This is a genomic window from Mesorhizobium sp. WSM2561 (genome assembly GCF_000513915.1).
Classification (GTDB): domain Bacteria; phylum Pseudomonadota; class Alphaproteobacteria; order Rhizobiales; family Rhizobiaceae; genus Mesorhizobium; species Mesorhizobium muleiense.
This window is the reverse complement of sequence record NZ_AZUX01000030.1, coordinates 25,748-42,360: the sequence shown is the minus strand read 5'-3', so window position 1 is coordinate 42,360 and position 16,613 is coordinate 25,748. Positions and strand designations below refer to the sequence as shown.

Annotated in this window: 14 protein-coding genes and 1 pseudogene; 13 read left to right on the top strand and 2 right to left on the bottom strand. The window is 64.3% G+C overall.

Annotated features, from left to right (window positions below; translation table 11 throughout):
* The first annotated feature begins 91 nt into the window (after window positions 1-91).
* Together M727_RS0123550 and M727_RS0123545 are read left to right on the top strand one after the other, a co-directional pair.
* Window positions 92-2,284 (top strand): malate synthase G, encoded by a 2,193-nt coding sequence (locus tag M727_RS0123550; protein WP_027154705.1) that lies wholly within the window; start codon window positions 92-94, stop codon window positions 2,282-2,284.
* A 141-nt stretch (window positions 2,285-2,425) separates the two neighbouring features.
* Entirely contained in the window at window positions 2,426-2,968 is a 543-nt protein-coding gene (locus M727_RS0123545; protein WP_027154704.1) for a hypothetical protein, read from the top strand.
* A 50-nt stretch (window positions 2,969-3,018) separates the two neighbouring features.
* Here the strand turns inward: M727_RS0123545 and M727_RS0123540 are convergent, their stop codons facing one another.
* Entirely contained in the window at window positions 3,019-4,551 is a 1,533-nt protein-coding gene (locus tag M727_RS0123540; protein WP_027154703.1) for a YifB family Mg chelatase-like AAA ATPase, read from the bottom strand.
* Between the two features lie 182 nt (window positions 4,552-4,733).
* A complete protein-coding gene (gene gshB, locus M727_RS0123535; RefSeq protein WP_027154702.1) occupies window positions 4,734-5,675 on the bottom strand; it encodes a glutathione synthase in 942 nt (313 codons plus the stop codon).
* A gap of 366 nt (window positions 5,676-6,041) precedes the next feature.
* Here gshB and M727_RS0123530 point away from each other — a divergent pair, with 366 nt between their 5' ends.
* The 11 genes and pseudogenes from M727_RS0123530 (at window position 6,042) to M727_RS0123480 (ending at window position 16,599) form a co-directional block, all read left to right on the top strand.
* Window positions 6,042-6,809 (top strand): SDR family oxidoreductase, encoded by a 768-nt coding sequence (locus tag M727_RS0123530; RefSeq protein ID WP_027154701.1) that lies wholly within the window; start codon window positions 6,042-6,044, stop codon window positions 6,807-6,809.
* Window positions 6,806-7,753: a 2-dehydro-3-deoxygalactonokinase gene (locus M727_RS0123525; RefSeq protein WP_027154700.1), complete on the top strand. Its 948-nt coding sequence runs from the start codon at window positions 6,806-6,808 to the stop codon at window positions 7,751-7,753. Before M727_RS0123530 ends, M727_RS0123525 begins: the two co-directional genes overlap by 4 nt.
* Window positions 7,750-8,391 carry a 2-dehydro-3-deoxy-6-phosphogalactonate aldolase gene (locus M727_RS0123520; RefSeq protein WP_027154699.1) on the top strand — a complete coding sequence of 214 codons (642 nt, stop codon included), beginning with the start codon at window positions 7,750-7,752 and terminating at the stop codon, window positions 8,389-8,391. Before M727_RS0123525 ends, M727_RS0123520 begins: the two co-directional genes overlap by 4 nt.
* Window positions 8,388-9,269, top strand: a complete 882-nt coding sequence (locus M727_RS0123515; RefSeq protein WP_027154698.1) for an SMP-30/gluconolactonase/LRE family protein — start codon at window positions 8,388-8,390, stop codon at window positions 9,267-9,269. Before M727_RS0123520 ends, M727_RS0123515 begins: the two co-directional genes overlap by 4 nt.
* Window positions 9,270-9,444: 175 nt before the next feature.
* Window positions 9,445-10,515 carry a hypothetical protein gene (locus M727_RS0123510; protein ID WP_027154697.1) on the top strand — a complete coding sequence of 357 codons (1,071 nt, stop codon included), beginning with the start codon at window positions 9,445-9,447 and terminating at the stop codon, window positions 10,513-10,515.
* Between the two features lie 107 nt (window positions 10,516-10,622).
* On the top strand, window positions 10,623-11,291 hold the full coding sequence (locus M727_RS0123505; protein WP_027154696.1) for an XRE family transcriptional regulator: 669 nt from the start codon (window positions 10,623-10,625) through the stop codon (window positions 11,289-11,291).
* A 29-nt stretch (window positions 11,292-11,320) separates the two neighbouring features.
* A pseudogene (locus M727_RS37155) lies at window positions 11,321-12,390 on the top strand (extracellular solute-binding protein).
* A gap of 10 nt (window positions 12,391-12,400) precedes the next feature.
* Window positions 12,401-13,291 carry an ABC transporter permease gene (locus M727_RS0123495; RefSeq protein ID WP_027154695.1) on the top strand — a complete coding sequence of 297 codons (891 nt, stop codon included), beginning with the start codon at window positions 12,401-12,403 and terminating at the stop codon, window positions 13,289-13,291.
* On the top strand, window positions 13,291-14,076 hold the full coding sequence (locus M727_RS0123490) for an ABC transporter permease (protein WP_027154694.1): 786 nt from the start codon (window positions 13,291-13,293) through the stop codon (window positions 14,074-14,076). Before M727_RS0123495 ends, M727_RS0123490 begins: the two co-directional genes overlap by 1 nt.
* Before the next feature lies 1 nt (window position 14,077).
* Window positions 14,078-15,187, top strand: a complete 1,110-nt coding sequence (locus M727_RS0123485; RefSeq protein WP_027154693.1) for an ABC transporter ATP-binding protein — start codon at window positions 14,078-14,080, stop codon at window positions 15,185-15,187.
* Between the two features lie 26 nt (window positions 15,188-15,213).
* On the top strand, window positions 15,214-16,599 hold the full coding sequence (locus tag M727_RS0123480) for an FAD-binding oxidoreductase (protein WP_027154692.1): 1,386 nt from the start codon (window positions 15,214-15,216) through the stop codon (window positions 16,597-16,599).
* Window positions 16,600-16,613: the final 14 nt, after the last annotated feature.

The window sequence follows — 16,613 nt, the reverse complement described above, 5'->3', positions numbered from 1 at the left end:
GATTTGCCCTACCTTCACCCTAAGCTGAATTGACCCTGCCACCCTGACATGTCAAAGGCCCGGCCAAAGCCTTTCGTCTGGAGAAGCCCCGATGACCGATCGCGTCGAAATCGCCGGATTGCGGATTGCCCGCGAGCTTTATGATTTCGTCGTGAACGAGGCGTTGCGGGGAACCGGCATTGCAGCCGACGCCTTCTGGACCGGCTTCTCGGCCATCGTGGATGATTTGGCGCCGAAGAACCGGGCTCTGCTCGCAAAGCGCGACGCGCTGCAAGGCCAGATCGACCGCTGGTATCGCGACAATGGCGCGCCCAGCGACATGGAAGCCTACAGGGATTTCCTGAGGGAAATCGGCTATCTCGTGCCGGAAGGGCCGGCCTTCTCCGTCACGACGGACAATGTCGACCCCGAGATCTCGGTGGTTGCCGGGCCGCAATTGGTGGTGCCGGTGATGAACGCGCGTTACGCGCTGAACGCCGCCAATGCGCGCTGGGGCTCGCTCTATGATGCACTCTACGGCACCGATGCCATTCCAGAGACCGACGGCGCTGAGAAGGGCGCCAAGTTCAATCCCGAGCGCGGCGCCAAGGTCATTGCCTGGGCGAAGGGTTTTCTCGACGAATCGGTCCCGCTGACGACCGGCAAATGGGCAGGGGTGAACGGGCTTTCCGTGGCCAACGGCATGCTGCGGCTCGGCGAGGGCGCCGGCGCCTCCACGCTCGCGGATCCCAAACAGTTTGCCGGCTATCGCGGCGACGCCGACAATCCCGAAGCCGTCCTGCTCACCCGCAATGGCCTGCATATCGAGATTGTGATCGACCGCAGCAACCAGATCGGCAAGACCGATCCGGCCGGCATTGCCGACGTCGTGCTGGAATCGGCGCTGACCACCATTCAGGACTGCGAGGATTCGGTGGCGGCGGTCGATGCGCAGGACAAGGTTTTGGTCTACCGCAACTGGCTCGGCCTGATGAAGGGCGATCTTGCCGAGGAGATCACCAAGGCCGGCAGCACGTTTACGCGAAAACTCAATCCCGACCGGTCGTACACCGCGCCTGATGGGGGCGCGCTGTCCCTGCCCGGCCGCTCGCTGATGCTGATCCGCAACGTCGGCCACCTCATGACCAACCCGGCGATAACGGACCGCGACGGCAACGAAGTGCCGGAAGGCATCATGGATGCGGCGATGACGGCGCTGATCGCGCTGCACGATGTCGGCCCGAACGGACGACGCGCCAATTCCCGCGCGGGCTCGATGTATGTCGTAAAGCCCAAGATGCACGGGCCGGAGGAAGTCGCCTTCGCCGTCGAGATATTCGACCGTGTCGAGGCGCTGCTCGGCATGGCGAAAAACACCATCAAGATGGGCATTATGGACGAGGAGCGGCGCACCACCGTCAACCTCAAGGAGGCGATCCGCGCCGCCAAGGATCGCGTCGTCTTCATCAACACCGGTTTCCTCGACCGCACCGGCGACGAGATCCACACCTCGATGGAAGCCGGCCCGATGATCCGCAAGGGCGACATGAAGCAGGCCGCCTGGATTGCCGCCTACGAAGCCTGGAACGTCGACACCGGGCTGGAATGCGGGCTGGCCGGCCGCGCCCAGATCGGCAAGGGCATGTGGGCGATGCCCGATCTGATGGCGGCGATGCTGGCGGAAAAGATCGCCCATCCCAGGGCCGGCGCCAACACCGCCTGGGTGCCGTCGCCGACAGCGGCGACGCTGCACGCCACCCACTACCACAAGGTCGACGTCCACGTTGTGCAGGCGGCGCTGAAGAGCCGCCCCAAGGCAAAGCTCGACGACATCTTGTCGGTGCCGGTAGCGGTGCGGCCGAACTGGTCGCTGGAGGAGGTCCAGAACGAGCTCGACAACAACGCGCAAGGCATTCTGGGCTATGTCGTGCGTTGGATCGACCAGGGCGTCGGCTGCTCGAAGGTGCCTGACATCAATGACATAGGCCTGATGGAGGACCGCGCCACGCTGCGCATCTCCTCGCAGCACATCGCCAACTGGCTGCATCACGGCGTGTGCACCTCAGACCAGGTGATGGAGACGATGAAGCGCATGGCCGGCGTCGTCGACCGCCAGAATGCAGGCGATCCGCTCTACCGGCCGATGGCCCCTGACTTCGACAAGTCGATCGCCTTCCTCGCCGCCTGCGACCTCGTCTTCAAGGGCCGGGTCCAGCCCAACGGCTACACCGAGCCGGTGCTGCACGCGCGGCGGCTGGAGCTGAAGGCGAAGGAAAGCCCCTCGATAGCGCGAACAGAGTTTTAGTATAACCCGACAGATATTAGCAATTGCTAAAACATCGTTGTCCCGGTGCACGCGATCTGCTACGATTTAACCACCGACAAACGGCTCTGAGAGGCCGTGCGTCCGACATCATGCACAAGAACTCAAAACCGGAGAACGGCCATGAAACGGCTTCTGACGGTCGCTGCGATTGTGGCGGCGGGCAGTTTGGTTGCGATGCAAGGCGCAGCCGCCGATGACGCTGCGATGATCAAGAGCGCTGAATCCGCTGCACCCCCCGCTGTAGCAAGCGGCGCTGCGATTCACGCTATGGATGAGAAGGGTGCGATGCGCACACTGCGCGAGGGTACAAACGGCTTCTGGTGCATGCCGGACCACCCGGCCACACCTGGCCCGGATCCAATGTGTGGCGATGCCAACTCGATGGAATGGGCAATGGCGTGGATGGAAAAGAAGGAACCGCCCAAGGGCAAGGTCGGCTTCATGTATATGCTGGCCGGCGGCAGCGACGGCAGCAACACCGATCCTTTTGCGACGAAGCCCGAGGAAGGCAACAATTGGATAGAGACCGGCCCGCACGTGATGGTCGTCAATGCAATGGACATGATGCAGGGCTATCCGGCGGACCCCAAACCTGACACGTCCAAGCCATATGTGATGTGGGCGGGCACTCCCTACGCACATCTCATGATCCCGGTTAAGTAGCTGCCGCGGCGGGCCGGGCCGGTCACCCTCCCTCAAGGGGGAGCGGAACGTCACGCCGCCTGCGCCATCCGCTCCGAGCTCATGCGGTACGAAATCGCCTCGGCCAGATGGATGCGGCCGATCGTCTCGCTGGCCTCGAGATCAGCCAATGTCCGCGCCACCTTCAGCACCCGGTGATAGGCCCGCGCCGAAAAGCCGAGCTTTTCACTGGCATCCCTGAGCAGCGCCAGGCCTGATGCATCCGGCATCGCGATCTCCTCGATAACAGAGGGTGAGCAGTGCGCATTGGTGGTGACGGAGGTCGCGCCGAGCCGCTCGAAACGTTCGCGCTGGGTTGTCCGCGCGCGGGCCACGCGCAGCGCCACATCGGCACTCTTCTCCGCCCGGTCCGGCCGGATCAGATCGCTGGCCGAGACCGCCGGCACCTCGATCCGGAGATCGATGCGGTCGAGCAGCGGGCCGGATATGCGCGCCTGGTAGTCGGTGCGGCAACGGTCGCCGCGCAGGCAGCGATAGCCCGGCTCGCCAGCCATGCCGCAGCGGCACGGGTTCATCGCCGCGACCAGCTGGATGCGCGCCGGATAGGTGACGCGATGATTGGCGCGGGCGATCATGCAGTCGCCGGTCTCCAGCGGCTGGCGCAGCGCGTCGAGCGCCTGCGGCGAGAATTCGGGAAACTCGTCGAGGAACAGCACGCCGTGGTGGGCCAGCGAGGCCTCGCCCGGCCGCACGCGCAGGCCGCCGCCGACCAGCGCCGCCATCGAGGCCGAATGGTGCGGCGCGCGGAACGGCCGCCGGTCGGTCAGCTTGCCTTCACCAAGCTCGCCGGCCACCGAGGCGATCATCGAGACTTCGAGCAATTCCCTCGGCGCCAGCGGCGGCAGGATCGACGGCAGCCGCTGCGCCAGCATCGATTTTCCCGATCCTGGCGGACCGATCATCAACATGTTATGGCCGCCGGCCGCCGCCACTTCGAGTGCCCGCTTGGCGGTCTCCTGGCCCTTGATGTCGGCAAGATCCGGCAGGTCGCGCGCCGAGGCATGGATTCCTGCCTCCGGCCGCGACAGCACCTGCGTGCCGCGAAAATGATTGGCGATGGCGATCAGGCTGCGCGGCGCCAGGATGTCGAAATCCTTGCCGGCCCACGCCGCTTCCGGGCCGCAGGCGAAAGGACAGATCAGGCCCTTGCCTTCGGCATTGGCGCCGATCGCCGCCGGCAGCGCGCCGGCCACCGCGGCGATGGTGCCGTCGAGCGACAGTTCGCCAAGCACGACATAGCCGGCCAGCATGTCGCCTGGAATGGCGCCAAGCGCCGCCATCAGGCCAAGCGCGATCGGCAAATCGTAATGGCTGCCTTCCTTGGGCAGATCGGCGGGCGCCAGATTGACGGTGACCTTCTTCGACGGCATCGACAGGCCCGATGCGTGCAGCGCCGCCTGCACTCGCTCCCGGCTTTCGGCCACCGCCTTGTCGCCGAGGCCGACGATGTGCATGTTAACCTTGCCGGGCGCGATCATCACCTGCACGTCGACCGGCACGGCCTCGATGCCCTGGAAAGCGACCGTGCGGACCCGCGCAACCATTTTTCTGCCCCCGGACATGGGCTCGCCCGAAGCCCATGCGATCATGCCGCGAACGGCGTCATCTGAGACAACCACAGATTTTGGGCAAAGGCAAGAACATTACGGGAACAATCGAACGTGGTGCCTTGATGGCGTCGCATCGGCTACGGATCGGAAAACCGCTGTTCCGGCAAGCATGGGTGCTACTTGGGTTTGTCCTCGACCGCATCCCAGAACAGGCTGGCGATATCGGCGCCGCCGAAGCGTTTTACCTCGCGCACGCCGGTCGGCGACGTCACGTTGATCTCGGTCATGTAGTCGCCGATCACGTCGATGCCGACGAGGATGAAGCCGCGCTCTTTCAGCGACGGGCCGATGCGGGCGCAGATCTCGCGTTCGCGCTCCGTCAGTTCGGTTTTTTCGGCGCGGCCGCCGACATGCATGTTGGAGCGCGAATCATGCTCGGCCGGCACCCGGTTGATGGCGCCGACCGGCTCGCCGTCGATCAGGATGATGCGCTTGTCGCCGGCTCGCACCTCCTTCAGATAGCGCTGCACGATGTAGGGCTCGCGGAACATCTGGCCGAACATTTCGAGCAGCGAGGCGAGGTTGCGATCGGCCTCATGCAGGTGGAAGATGCCGGCGCCGCCATTGCCGTAGAGCGGCTTGACGATGATGTCGCCGAACTCCTTGCGGAAGGCGGCAACCTCCTGGCTGTCCTTGGTGATCAGCGTTTCCGGCATCAGGTCGGGAAACTCGGTGACGAAGATCTTTTCCGGGCTGTTGCGCACCCAGGCCGGGTCGTTGACCACCAGCGTCCTGGGATGGATGCACTCGAGCATATGCGTCGTGGTGATGTAGTTCATGTCGAACGGCGGGTCCTGCCTGAGCAGGACGACGTCCATCTCCGACAGGTCGGTGCGCACTTTCTCGCCGAGCGAATAGTGATTGCCCTTCTCGTCGCGGACCTGCATTTCCTCGACGCCGGCAAACACCTTGCCGTCGCGCAGCGACAGCCGGTCGGGCGTATAATGGAACAGCTGGTGGCCGCGCCGCTGCGCTTCCAGCGACAGCGCAAACGACGTGTCGCCGGCAATCGAGACGGTGGAGATGTGGTCCATCTGGACGGCGATTTTCAGAGGCATGGCGGATCTCCGGCGGATCGGATGGGCTGCTTGCCCTTACAACCTCCCCGGTCATCTGCCAATCGCGACATTTTGAGGATTGCCTGCTGGGCGTAGCTGAGGCGCAGCGGAGCGCCTTGCCCGGTTCGGCTGCGCCGGCAGCAACGATTCCTGTTCGGCTGACGAGCGACTTGTCAGACATAAGCCCGCGAATTTGCTTTTTCTCGCTTGCTCCCCCGACCGGGCTGGCTAGGATGCGCGCCGACCGAGCCTACGGCGCCGCGCGTCCTTTTGGACGCGCAAAGGATGCTGTAGCACTTTGATTTTGCGCATGATCGTTTCCGAAAATCGAAACCGATTTTCGGGGTCATGCGCAGGGAGAAAAAAATGATGCCATCGGCGCGCTTTGCCGACCTTGAGGGCGCTTCGGTGCTGATCACCGGCGGTGGCTCCGGCATCGGCGCGGCGCTGACCGAGGGTTTTGCCCGCCAGGGGGCAAAGGTCGCCTTCATCGACATCGCCGACGCCCCGAGCCTGGCGCTGGCCGACCGCATCGAAAAGGATCTCGGCCGCCGCCCCCTCTATCTCAAGACCGACATACGCGACGTCGAGGCGCTGCGGGCTTCGGCCGCCAGGGCCGCAGAGGCGCATGGCGACGTCACCGTGCTGGTCAACAATGCAGCACTTGACGATCGCCACGCGGTGGAAGACGTCACCGTGGAGTTCTGGGACAACAACCAGGCGGTCAACCTGCGTCCGCATTTCTTCTCCGCACAGGCGGTGGCGCCGGGCATGAAGCGCGCCGGCGGCGGCTCGATCATCAACTTCACGTCGACGTCATTCCTAATCAATCACCCCGACATGCCGGCCTATACCGCCGCCAAGGCCGGGATCGTCGGCCTGACCAAGGGGCTTGCCGGCAAGCTCGGCCCCGACGGCATTCGCGTCAATGCGATCGCACCCGGCTGGGTGATCACCGAGCGGCAGAAGCAGCTCTGGGTCACCGAACAGGCGCTCGCCGCCCACGTGGCCAAGCAATGCATCAAGCAGGTGATGCAGCCGGAAGACGTCGTCGGCACGGTGCTGTTCCTGGCGTCGGACGCTTCGCGCATGCTGACCGCGCAGATGCTGATCGTCGACGGGGGCTTCCTGTGAACTCAGCGAGCAACGTGCCTTCTGTGGCCGCCGTCGATTGGGGCACCACCCGTCTCAGGGTCTGGCTGGTCGATGAGGCCGGAAATGTCCTCGCCGAGCGTCGCGGCGACGACGGGCTGATCACCGCGCAGGCGGCCGGGTTTTCGACCATCCTCGAAGGACATCTGGCGGCGATGGGCGCGCCGGAAGCGATGCCCGTGATCATCTGCGGCATGGCCGGCTCTCGCCAGGGCTGGCTGGAGGCGCCCTATGTCAGCGTGCCGGCGCCGATCGGCGCCATCCTTGCCGGTGCTGCGCGCGTTCCCGGCCAGCGCCGCGACATCCGCATCGTGCCGGGCCTTGCCCAGCGCCAGGCCGACGCGCCTGACGTCATGCGCGGCGAGGAAACGCAGCTTGCCGGCGCCGGTTTGCCGGCAACAAGCCGCCATCTCGTCTGCATGCCCGGCACCCACTCCAAATGGGTGCTGGTCGAGGACGGCGCCGTTGCCGGTTTTGGCACCTGGCCGACCGGCGAGCTGTTTTCGGTGCTGGCGGCGCATTCGATCCTGCGCCATTCGCTGGGCGAGCAGCCCAAGCCGGTTGCACCAGGCAATCCGTTTTTCCAGCGCTGGTGCGAGATCGCGCTGGCCGAGGGCGGCGATGTCACATCGAGGCTGTTCTCGATCCGCGCTGCGGGCCTATTGCAGGACCTGAAACCCGACGATGCCGCTGCTTGCCTGTCCGGCCTGCTGATCGGCGGCGAGATCGCCTCGGCCAGCCGCCGCTATCGAAAAGGCTCGGCGTCGATCGTGCTGGTCGCATCCGGCGCGCTCGGCACCCTCTACACTGAGGCGCTCGGTCTTGCCGGGCTTGCGGTGAGAGCCGTCGATGCCGACGAGGCGGTGCGTGCCGGCCTGATAGAGGCGGCGCGCAAAAATGGCATGATTGCTGGAGTTGCCGCATGACCGAGACCGCATCGTTTCCGAAGCTCGAGCGCGGGCTTGTCGCCATCCTGCGCGGCCTCAAGCCGGACGAGGCGGTGGCCGTCGGCCGGGCGATCTTCGAGGCCGGCATCGAAGCGATCGAAGTGCCGCTCAATTCGCCGGACCCGTTTGTCTCCATCGCAAAGATCGTGGAGGCGCTGCCGGCGACGGCACTGGTCGGCGCCGGCACCGTGTTGACCGCAGCCGATGTCGACGGATTGGAGAAGGCCGGCGGGCGGCTGCTGGTCAGCCCCAACATCGATGCCGAGGTCATGGGTCGCGCCATGAATTACGGCATGGTGACGATGCCGGGCGTATTCACGCCGACCGAAGCCTTCCAGGCCATCCGGCTCGGCGCCTCGGCGCTGAAATTCTTCCCGGCCAGCGTGCTCGGCGCGGCCGGGATCGCGGCGATGCGCGCCGTTTTGCCGGCTGAGACGCTGGTCGGCGCGGTCGGCGGCGTGTCGGAGAAGGACTTTGCCGGCTACAAGGCGGCCGGTGTCAGCGTCTTCGGCCTCGGCTCCAGCCTGTTCAAGCCTAGTATGAGCGTCGACGAGGTGGCAACGCGGGCGCAGGCCGCAGTCGCGGCCTGGGACGCAGCGTTTGGAGCAGCGCCATGAGCGAAGCCATCGTTTCGGTTTTTTCCGACCATGTCTGTCAACTCGGCGAAGGCCCGAGCTATGACCCCGCCACCGAAACGCTCTACTGGTTCGACATCGTCAACGGCCAACTTCTGGAAAAGCCCCTGTCCGGCGGTGCCGTCAAAATCCACGAGCTTGGCCAAATGGCCAGCGCGATCGCCGTCGTCGACGACAAAAGACAGTTGATCGCCACCGAAACCGGCCTGCATGTCCGCGACGTGGCGACCGGCAAAATGACGCTGCATACGGCCATCGAGGCCGACAATGTGACGACGCGCTCGAACGATTCGCGCGTCCATCCATCCGGCGCCTTTTGGGTCGGCACGATGGGCAAGGGCGAGGCAAAGGCCGCTGGCTCGATCTACTGGTTCTTCAGGGGTGAATTGCGCCGGCTCTATTCAGACATCACGGTGTCGAACTCGATCTGTTTTTCCGAAGATGGAACCGTTGCCCATTACACCGATACCAGCACCGGCCTGTTGATGCGCGTCGGCTGCGATCCGGCGACCGGCCTGCCGGCTGGCGAGCCGAAGATATTCGTCGATCACCGCAAGGCCAAGGGCTATATCGACGGTTCGGTGCTCGATCGCGACGGTGTCCTGTGGAACGCGTGCTGGGGCGGCAGCGTCGTTGAAGGCTACGGACCTGACGGCAAGCACATCCGTTCGGTCGCGATGCCGGTGACGCAGCCGTCCTGCCCGGCCTTTGTCGGCAGGAATGCCGACCGGCTGGCGGTCACCTCAGCCTGGTCGGGCAAGGATGAGAAACAGCGCCTGCTGGACCCGCAAGCCGGCATGACGTTTCTGCTCGACATTCCGGTCAACGGCCGCTTCGAGCCGCGCGTGCTGATTGCCTAGACCATGATCCCGAACCTTCGGTTCGGAAAGATCATGGTCAGACAGGAAGATCGCGCCAGCACTGTCGCGCATGCGCCTGGCTGACGTCGATTCCGCGAAAGCCTGATATATTCGCCATACGATGGTAGGCCATCGCCCTGCCAGGATCAGTTCATCGCCAGGAATCGTTGATGCCATGTCAAGCCGCAGGCCGAAGCTGATCCTAGTCTACGAGCCGGAAAACGCCTGCTTCGAGCGGCTGGTTGCCGATGGCCACGTGCCGGGGCGCGCCGCCGAAATCGCCTCCTATCTGGCGCAATCGACCGACATCGCCCCTGAGTTCGACGCGCTGGCCGCAGCCTGCCAGACGCGCGGCCTGTCCTTCGCGCCGGTGGCGCTCGACGATGCCGCAAATCTGCTTGCCGGTGAGGATCCGAAGACGACGCTGGTGTGGACGCTGACCGACGGCATCGCCTATTTCCGTGGCGGTGCGGCGCCGGCGCTGGCAAGGCTGAACGGCCTGAAGCTGCTCGGCGCCGATGATGCGCTGTTTGCGCTCTGCCAGGACAAGTTCCGCTCCGGCGCCGTGCTCGGCGCACTCGGCCTGCCGGTGCCGCAATCCGGTTTAGCACGCGACGGCCGCTGGCTTATCGAGCCACCGGCTTCGCCAGCCGGCTGGTTCGTCAAGCCGAACCGGCTCGGCGCCAAGGTCGGCATCTGGCCTGATTCGCGCAGCAGAGATCTCGGCCACGCGCTTGAGCTTAGCCGGCGCGTCTTCGCTGCCTATCGCGACGATGTCGTCGTGCAGCCCTACGTCACCGGGCGCAATGCGCGCGCCAGTTTTCTCGGTCTGAAGCCGGACACCGGCGTCGAAGCGCTCGGCATCGTCTTTGTCGATTCCGGAAGTGATTTCCAGACAATGGGAGACAGCCTGGCGCTCTACGGCGACACCGGCGAGGCTGCCAGGGCGGCGGGAACATATGCCGAGCCGATGCTGCTGCCGGTTGCCGCCAGCCAGCCGCGAGCCGATGCAAGGATCCGACGGATCGCGCAAAGCCTGATGATCGGGCTTGGCCTGCGGGATGTGTTTTCCGTCGATTTCCGGGTCGAAGCCGACGATAGCATCCGTCTCATCGAGTTCGAGGTCTGCCCCGGCCTGCCCTGCTTCGATTTCCGCGCCTATTGCCGGACGCAATGGGGGATGGGCCTCGCCGATGCGATGGCCGCGACCGCCGCGAGCCGTTTTTTGGCCTCGCCCACGAAATGAGCAGCGCCCGCGTACGCAGGCGCGCCGACGGGCCAGGACCGTACCTCGACAAATGGCTTGCGTTGCGACATTTCACTTAATAGGGTGTTAAGTGAAGGAGGCACTCGGTGAAAGTCGACCGTGCGACATTCCCGGAGGTAGCCGCGCTGGCGGCGACGGAGGCCGGCAAGGCCAAGCATGTCGGCGGCCGGATCAAGGCCATTCGCATGGCCCGACGCATTTCGCTTCGCCAGCTGGCCGACATGGTCGGCACGACGGCGAGCTTCATCAGCCAGCTCGAGCGCAATCTGAGCGGCGCCAGCGCCAGCACCCTGATGCGGATCGCGGCAGCCTTGGATCTCGGCATCAACGACCTGTTCGAGCAGACCGAAGGTGGGTTCCACAAGGTGCTTACCAGAGCCGACCGCCCCTTGCTGCCGATCAGCCACGGTTGCCGAAAGACGCTGCTGTCGCGGCGGCCGATCCATGAATTCGAGGTTTATTCGGGGGAGTTCGACGTCGGCGGCTCGACCGGCGACGACGTTTACACGCATGGCGGCAAGCACGAGATGTTCGTCGTCCTGAAGGGCACAGTCGAGCTGACGCTGGCAGACGAGCGCTTCGTCATGAACGAAGGCGACAGCATCGAATACGCAACCTCGACGCCGCATCGTACAGAGAATGTCGGCAAGACGCCGGCGCAGGTGCTCTGGATCATCGCGCCCCCGACCAGTGGCGCGGCGGAACTCAATCGATACACGCCCGGACAAGGCTCGCAGCCGGACGGACCGAACTAATGCGGGCGCACATAAATGGGAGATAAAACATGAAGACCAAGATCGGACAGGCGGCCGCGCTCGGGCTGCTGATGATCACCACAGCAGCGCTTGCGCAGAGCAAGCCGGTGGCGGGCGAGGTGGCCGAGGGCTCGCTGAAGGGCAAGACGCTCACCTTCGTCTCGTATGGAGGCATTTATCAGGATGGTCAGATCGCCGCGCTGAAAGAGTTCGTCGACAAGTCAGGCGTGACGCTGCTCAGCGACGGGCCAACCGAGATCTCGAAATTGCAGGCGCAGGTCGAGTCCGGCAATGTCACCTGGGACGTTGTCGATACCGGCGATTTCCCGCCCTACGTCTATTGCGGCAAGCTGTTCCAGAAGCTGGACTTCTCAAAGATCGATACGTCCAACATTCCGGAGGGCCAGATCAGCGAATGCAGCGTGCCGGCCATGAACTATGGCGTGGTGCTGATGTACAACACCGAAAAGTACAAGGATAACCCGCCCAAGAGCTGGAAGGATTTCTTCGACATCGAGAAATTCCCGGGCTCGCGCGCCCTGGAGGGCAGCGGCGACTGTCCGGCGGCATGATCGAGCAGGCACTGCTCGCCGCCGGCGGGTCGGTCGAAAACATGACCGTTGCCGATATCGACAAGGCTATCGAGAAGGTGAAATCGCTCGGCCCGGACACGATCTTCTGGAAGACCGGCGCCGATTCCCAGCAGCTCGCCGAATCCGGCGAAGCCGACATGATCGCGATGTGGACCGGACGTGCCATGACCGCGGTGAAGAACGGCGCGAAGTACACGCCGGCGTGGCAGGACTGGCTGGTGGTGATGGATCAGATGACCATTCCGATGGGCGTCAAGGACCCCGACGCGGCGCATGCGCTGATCAACGCCTATCTCGGCAAGAGCGCGCAGGAGACGCTTGCAAAAACCACCTCGTATACCCCGATCCACAAGGACGCGAAGCCCGAAGTGGACGAGATCACCGCGGCGTTCATGACCAACACGCCGGACAAGCTGAAGCTTGGCTATCAGCAGAACATCAAGTTCTGGGTGGAGAACTTCGAGGTGGCGAACGAAAAGTGGAACGGGTTGATGGCCGGCAATTAGGTCCGCCGCCGTGGCAACGAGAGCAATCGACAGCCGGGACACTGTTCCGGCTGTCACGGCAGACGGCCGGCGGCGCTGGTTTCGTGGACAGGCTTTCTGGCTCGTCGCGCCGGCGCTGCTGCTGCTCGTCATCTGCCTGGGCCTGCCGCTCGCCATCGTCACCTTGCGCAGCTTTTCCGAGCCGCAATGGGGATGGCAGAACTATGCCTGGTTCTTCGGCACACCGGTCAATCTGACCGTGCTTCAGCGGACCTTCGCGATCTCCGCCTGGGTGACGCTGGTATGTCTCATCGCCGGCTATCCCTATGCCTATGTGATGACCGCGGTCGGACCCAGGATGCGGCTCGTCCTCATTATGTGCGTGCTGGTGCCGTTCTGGGTGAGCGGCGTCGTGCGCACTCTGGCATGGGTCATCCTGCTGCAGGATTCCGGCGTGATCAACTCCGTCATCAGGGCTGTCGGCCTTAGCCCGGTCAAGCTGATCCGCACGCAGACAGGCGTGGTGATCGGCATGGCGCAGGTGCTGTTGCCGTTCATGATCCTGCCGCTCTATTCGGTGATGAAGACGATCGACCTGCGGCTTATGCAGGCGGCACGGAGCCTCGGCGCGAGCCCGGCACGCGCCTTTGCCCAGGTCTATCTGCCGCTCTCGCTTCCGGGCGTCTACGCGGGCGCCATCATCGTCTTCATTCTTGCACTCGGCTTCTACATCACCCCGGCGCTGCTCGGTGGTCCGCGGTCGACCATGCTCTCGACCCTGATCCAGAACCAGGTGCTCAGCCTGCTCAACTGGGGCCGCGGCGGTGCGATGGGTGTGGTGCTGTTGATCGCCACCTTCGTCCTGCTCGCGCTCGCAGCGCCGCTGTCGCGTCAACCGCACAAGATGGGCTCGAGGCGCTGATGAAACAGCCCGGTCGAATCCTGCTCGGTCTGTACTGCCTGCTGGTCGCGGTCTGGCTGGTCGCACCGACAATCGTGGTCGTGCCGATGTCGTTCAACGACAAGAAGTCGCTGGCCTTTCCGCCATCCGGCTTTTCCTGGCAGTGGTACCAGAACTTTTTCACCAACCCCGAATGGTCGGCGAGCCTGGTCGGCTCGCTCAAGGTTGCCGTCGTCACGGCGCTGTTCGCCACCGTCATCGGCACGCTGGCGGCATTCGGCCTCGATCGCATGAAAAGTCGCGTCAGCGGCGTGCTGCGCGCGCTGCTGATCACGCCAATGGTCGTGCCGGGGGTGGTGCTCGCCGTCGGAATCTATGCGGTCTATCTCGATACGCGGTTGGTCGGCACCATGACCGGCTTCGTGCTGGCCCACACGATGCTCGCCGTTCCTTTCGTCATCATCGCCGTCTCCGCCAGCTTGGAAGTCTTCGACAAACGGCTGGAGACTGCTGCTGCCAGCCTCGGCGCGACCCGGCTGACGGCGTTCAGGACGGTGACCTTGCCGCTGATCGCGCCGGGCATCCTGTCAGGGCTGCTGTTTGCGTTTGTGACCTCATTCGACGAGATCATCGTCGCGCTGTTCATCACCAGCCCGTATCTGAAGACACTGCCGGTCCAGATATTCTCGAGCATCACCCGGGACGCCGACCCCACCGTTGCGGCAGTGGGCACGCTGCTCTTCATAGTGACGTCGCTAGTGATCGGGGCGGGGCTGCTGATCGGTTCGAGACAGGGAAAACGTTGACATGGCCTCACCATCGACCCGCGGCGCAGCCATAGATCTCAAATCCGTCAGCAAACACTATGGCAGCTTCATCGCCCTCGACAAGGTCTCGCTGCGCATCGAGCCGGGGGAGTTCATGACGCTGCTCGGACCCAGCGGTTCGGGCAAGACGACCACACTCAACGTCATCGCCGGCTTCACCGAAGTCAGCTCGGGTTCGCTTGATGTCGGCGGCAAAAGCGTCATCGGCGTGCCGGCGCACAAACGCAATATCGGCGTCGTCTTCCAGCACTACGCGCTGTTCCCGCATATGACGGTGAGCAGGAACGTCGCATATCCGCTGACCCTGCGCGGCATCGCCAATCCCGATCGCGCGGCCCGGGTGCGCAAGGCGCTGGACATGGTGAGGATGACCGATTTCGGCCACCGCTTCCCCAGCGAACTCTCCGGCGGACAGCAGCAGCGCGTCGCGCTGGCGCGTGCCATCGTATTCGACCCGCCGCTGCTCTTGATGGACGAGCCGCTCGGCGCACTCGACAAGAAGCTGCGTGAATGGCTGCAGCTCGAGATCAAACGGATCCACCGCGAACTGGGCACCACCTTCGTCTACGTCACGCACGATCAGGAGGAGGCCCTGGTCCTCTCGGACCGCATCGCCGTGTTCAACCAGGGACGCATCGAGCAGATCGGCACCGGTCGCCAACTCTACGACGAGCCCGAGACGTTGTTCGTCGGAAAGTTCGTCGGCGACTCGACGATACTGCGTGGCGCAGCCTCCACCTCCGGCAACGAGACCGCCATCGACGTAGCCGGACGGAAAGTGGCCGCCGCCAAACGCCTTGCCGACGGCGCCAAGCCGGTGATGCTGCTGCGGCCGGAGAAGCTGAGCCTCGCCAGGCGGGGAAAGGGCGGACAAGATCGAAACACCCTGCCCGGGCGCATCGGCGAGGCCATCTATCTCGGATCTGGCTCCAAATACGAGGTCGTGCTGGCCGACACCTCGAAGGCGATCGTGCGCTCGACGCTGGAGGCCGAAACCTTCGCCATCGGCGACGAGGTCGACCTCGTATTCGCGGGCAACGACGTGAAGCTGCTGGCCGACGACGAGAATGCCGATTTCACGCTGACCTAAAATCCTGTCTGGGAAAAATCGCGACAATGGACGTGAAGAAGAACGGCGACGTTTCATTCTGGTATGCCGACATCGGCGGCGTGCCCGGCTATCGGCCGCCGCTGCAGGGCGATATCGCGGCCGACGTCTGTATCGTCGGGGCCGGCTACACCGGCCTTTGGACCGCCTATTATCTGAAGCAGGCAGCCCCGCATCTCAATATTGTCGTCATCGAGAAGGAGTTCGCCGGCTTCGGTGCTTCGGGGCGCAATGGCGGCTGGCTGTCCGGCGGCTTCTCATGGTCGCGCGAAAAATATGAGGAGGCAACCTCGCGCGCTGGAGTCATCGCCATGCAGGCGGCAATGACGGGCACGGTGAACGAGGTCATATCGGTTGCGGAAGCTGAAGGCATCGACGCCGACATTCGTCGCACCGACGAACTGCTGGTCGCAACCAACGAGGCGCAGGAGCAGCGCGCCAAGGCGATGTATGCCCATGCCAGATCCTGGGCGCTGACCGACGAGCGCGTCGGGTATATCGATGCAGCCGAGATGCGTCGGCGCATAGCGGTACACAACGCCCGCGGCGCCTTCGTCATCAAGAAGGTTGCGCGGATTCAGCCCGCAAAGCTGGTGCAGGGGCTCGCCGGGGCAGTGGAGCGGCTCGGCATCCCGATCTACGAACAGACGACCGTGCTGTCGATCGAGAGCGGCAAGGTCGCAACCAACCGGGGCGTGGTGCGGGCCGAAAAGATCGTGCGGGCGACCGAGGGTTTTACCGCGGGAATCGCCGGCCACGAAAGACTGTGGTTGGCGCTCAACAGCGCCATCGTGGTCACCGAGCCGCTTTCCGACAAGCTGTGGAGCGAAATCGGCTGGGATGGCTACGAGGTGCTCGGCGACGCCGCGCACACTTACTGCTACGCCCAGCGCACCCGGGAAGGACGCATTGCCATGGGCGGGCGCGGGGTGCCCTATCGGTTCGGCTCGAAGACCGACGTTCGAGGCGTCACCCAGCAGGCGACGATCGACAAGCTGCATAAAATCCTGACGACGCTTCTGCCGCAGACCAAGGGGCTCAAGCTCGACCACGCGTGGTGTGGAACGCTGGGCGTGCCGCGCGACTGGTGCACGACGGTGGGCTTTGACAGGCAGACCGGAATAGGCTGGGCCGGCGGTTATGTCGGCCTAGGCGTTTCCACCTCGAACCTCTCGGGGCGCACTCTGCGCGATCTGCTGCTGGGCAACGACACCGAGTTGACGCGGCTTCCCTGGATCAATCGAACCGTGCGCAAGTGGGAGCCAGAGCCGCTGCGCTGGCTTGGCGTCCATTCGATGTATCAGCTCTATCGAATTGCCGACGAGCGGGAAGCAAAGGGGCTGCCGCGCACGTCGCGGCTGGCTGCCCTGGCCGATCGCATCACCGGGCACTGAACCGCATCACTTCA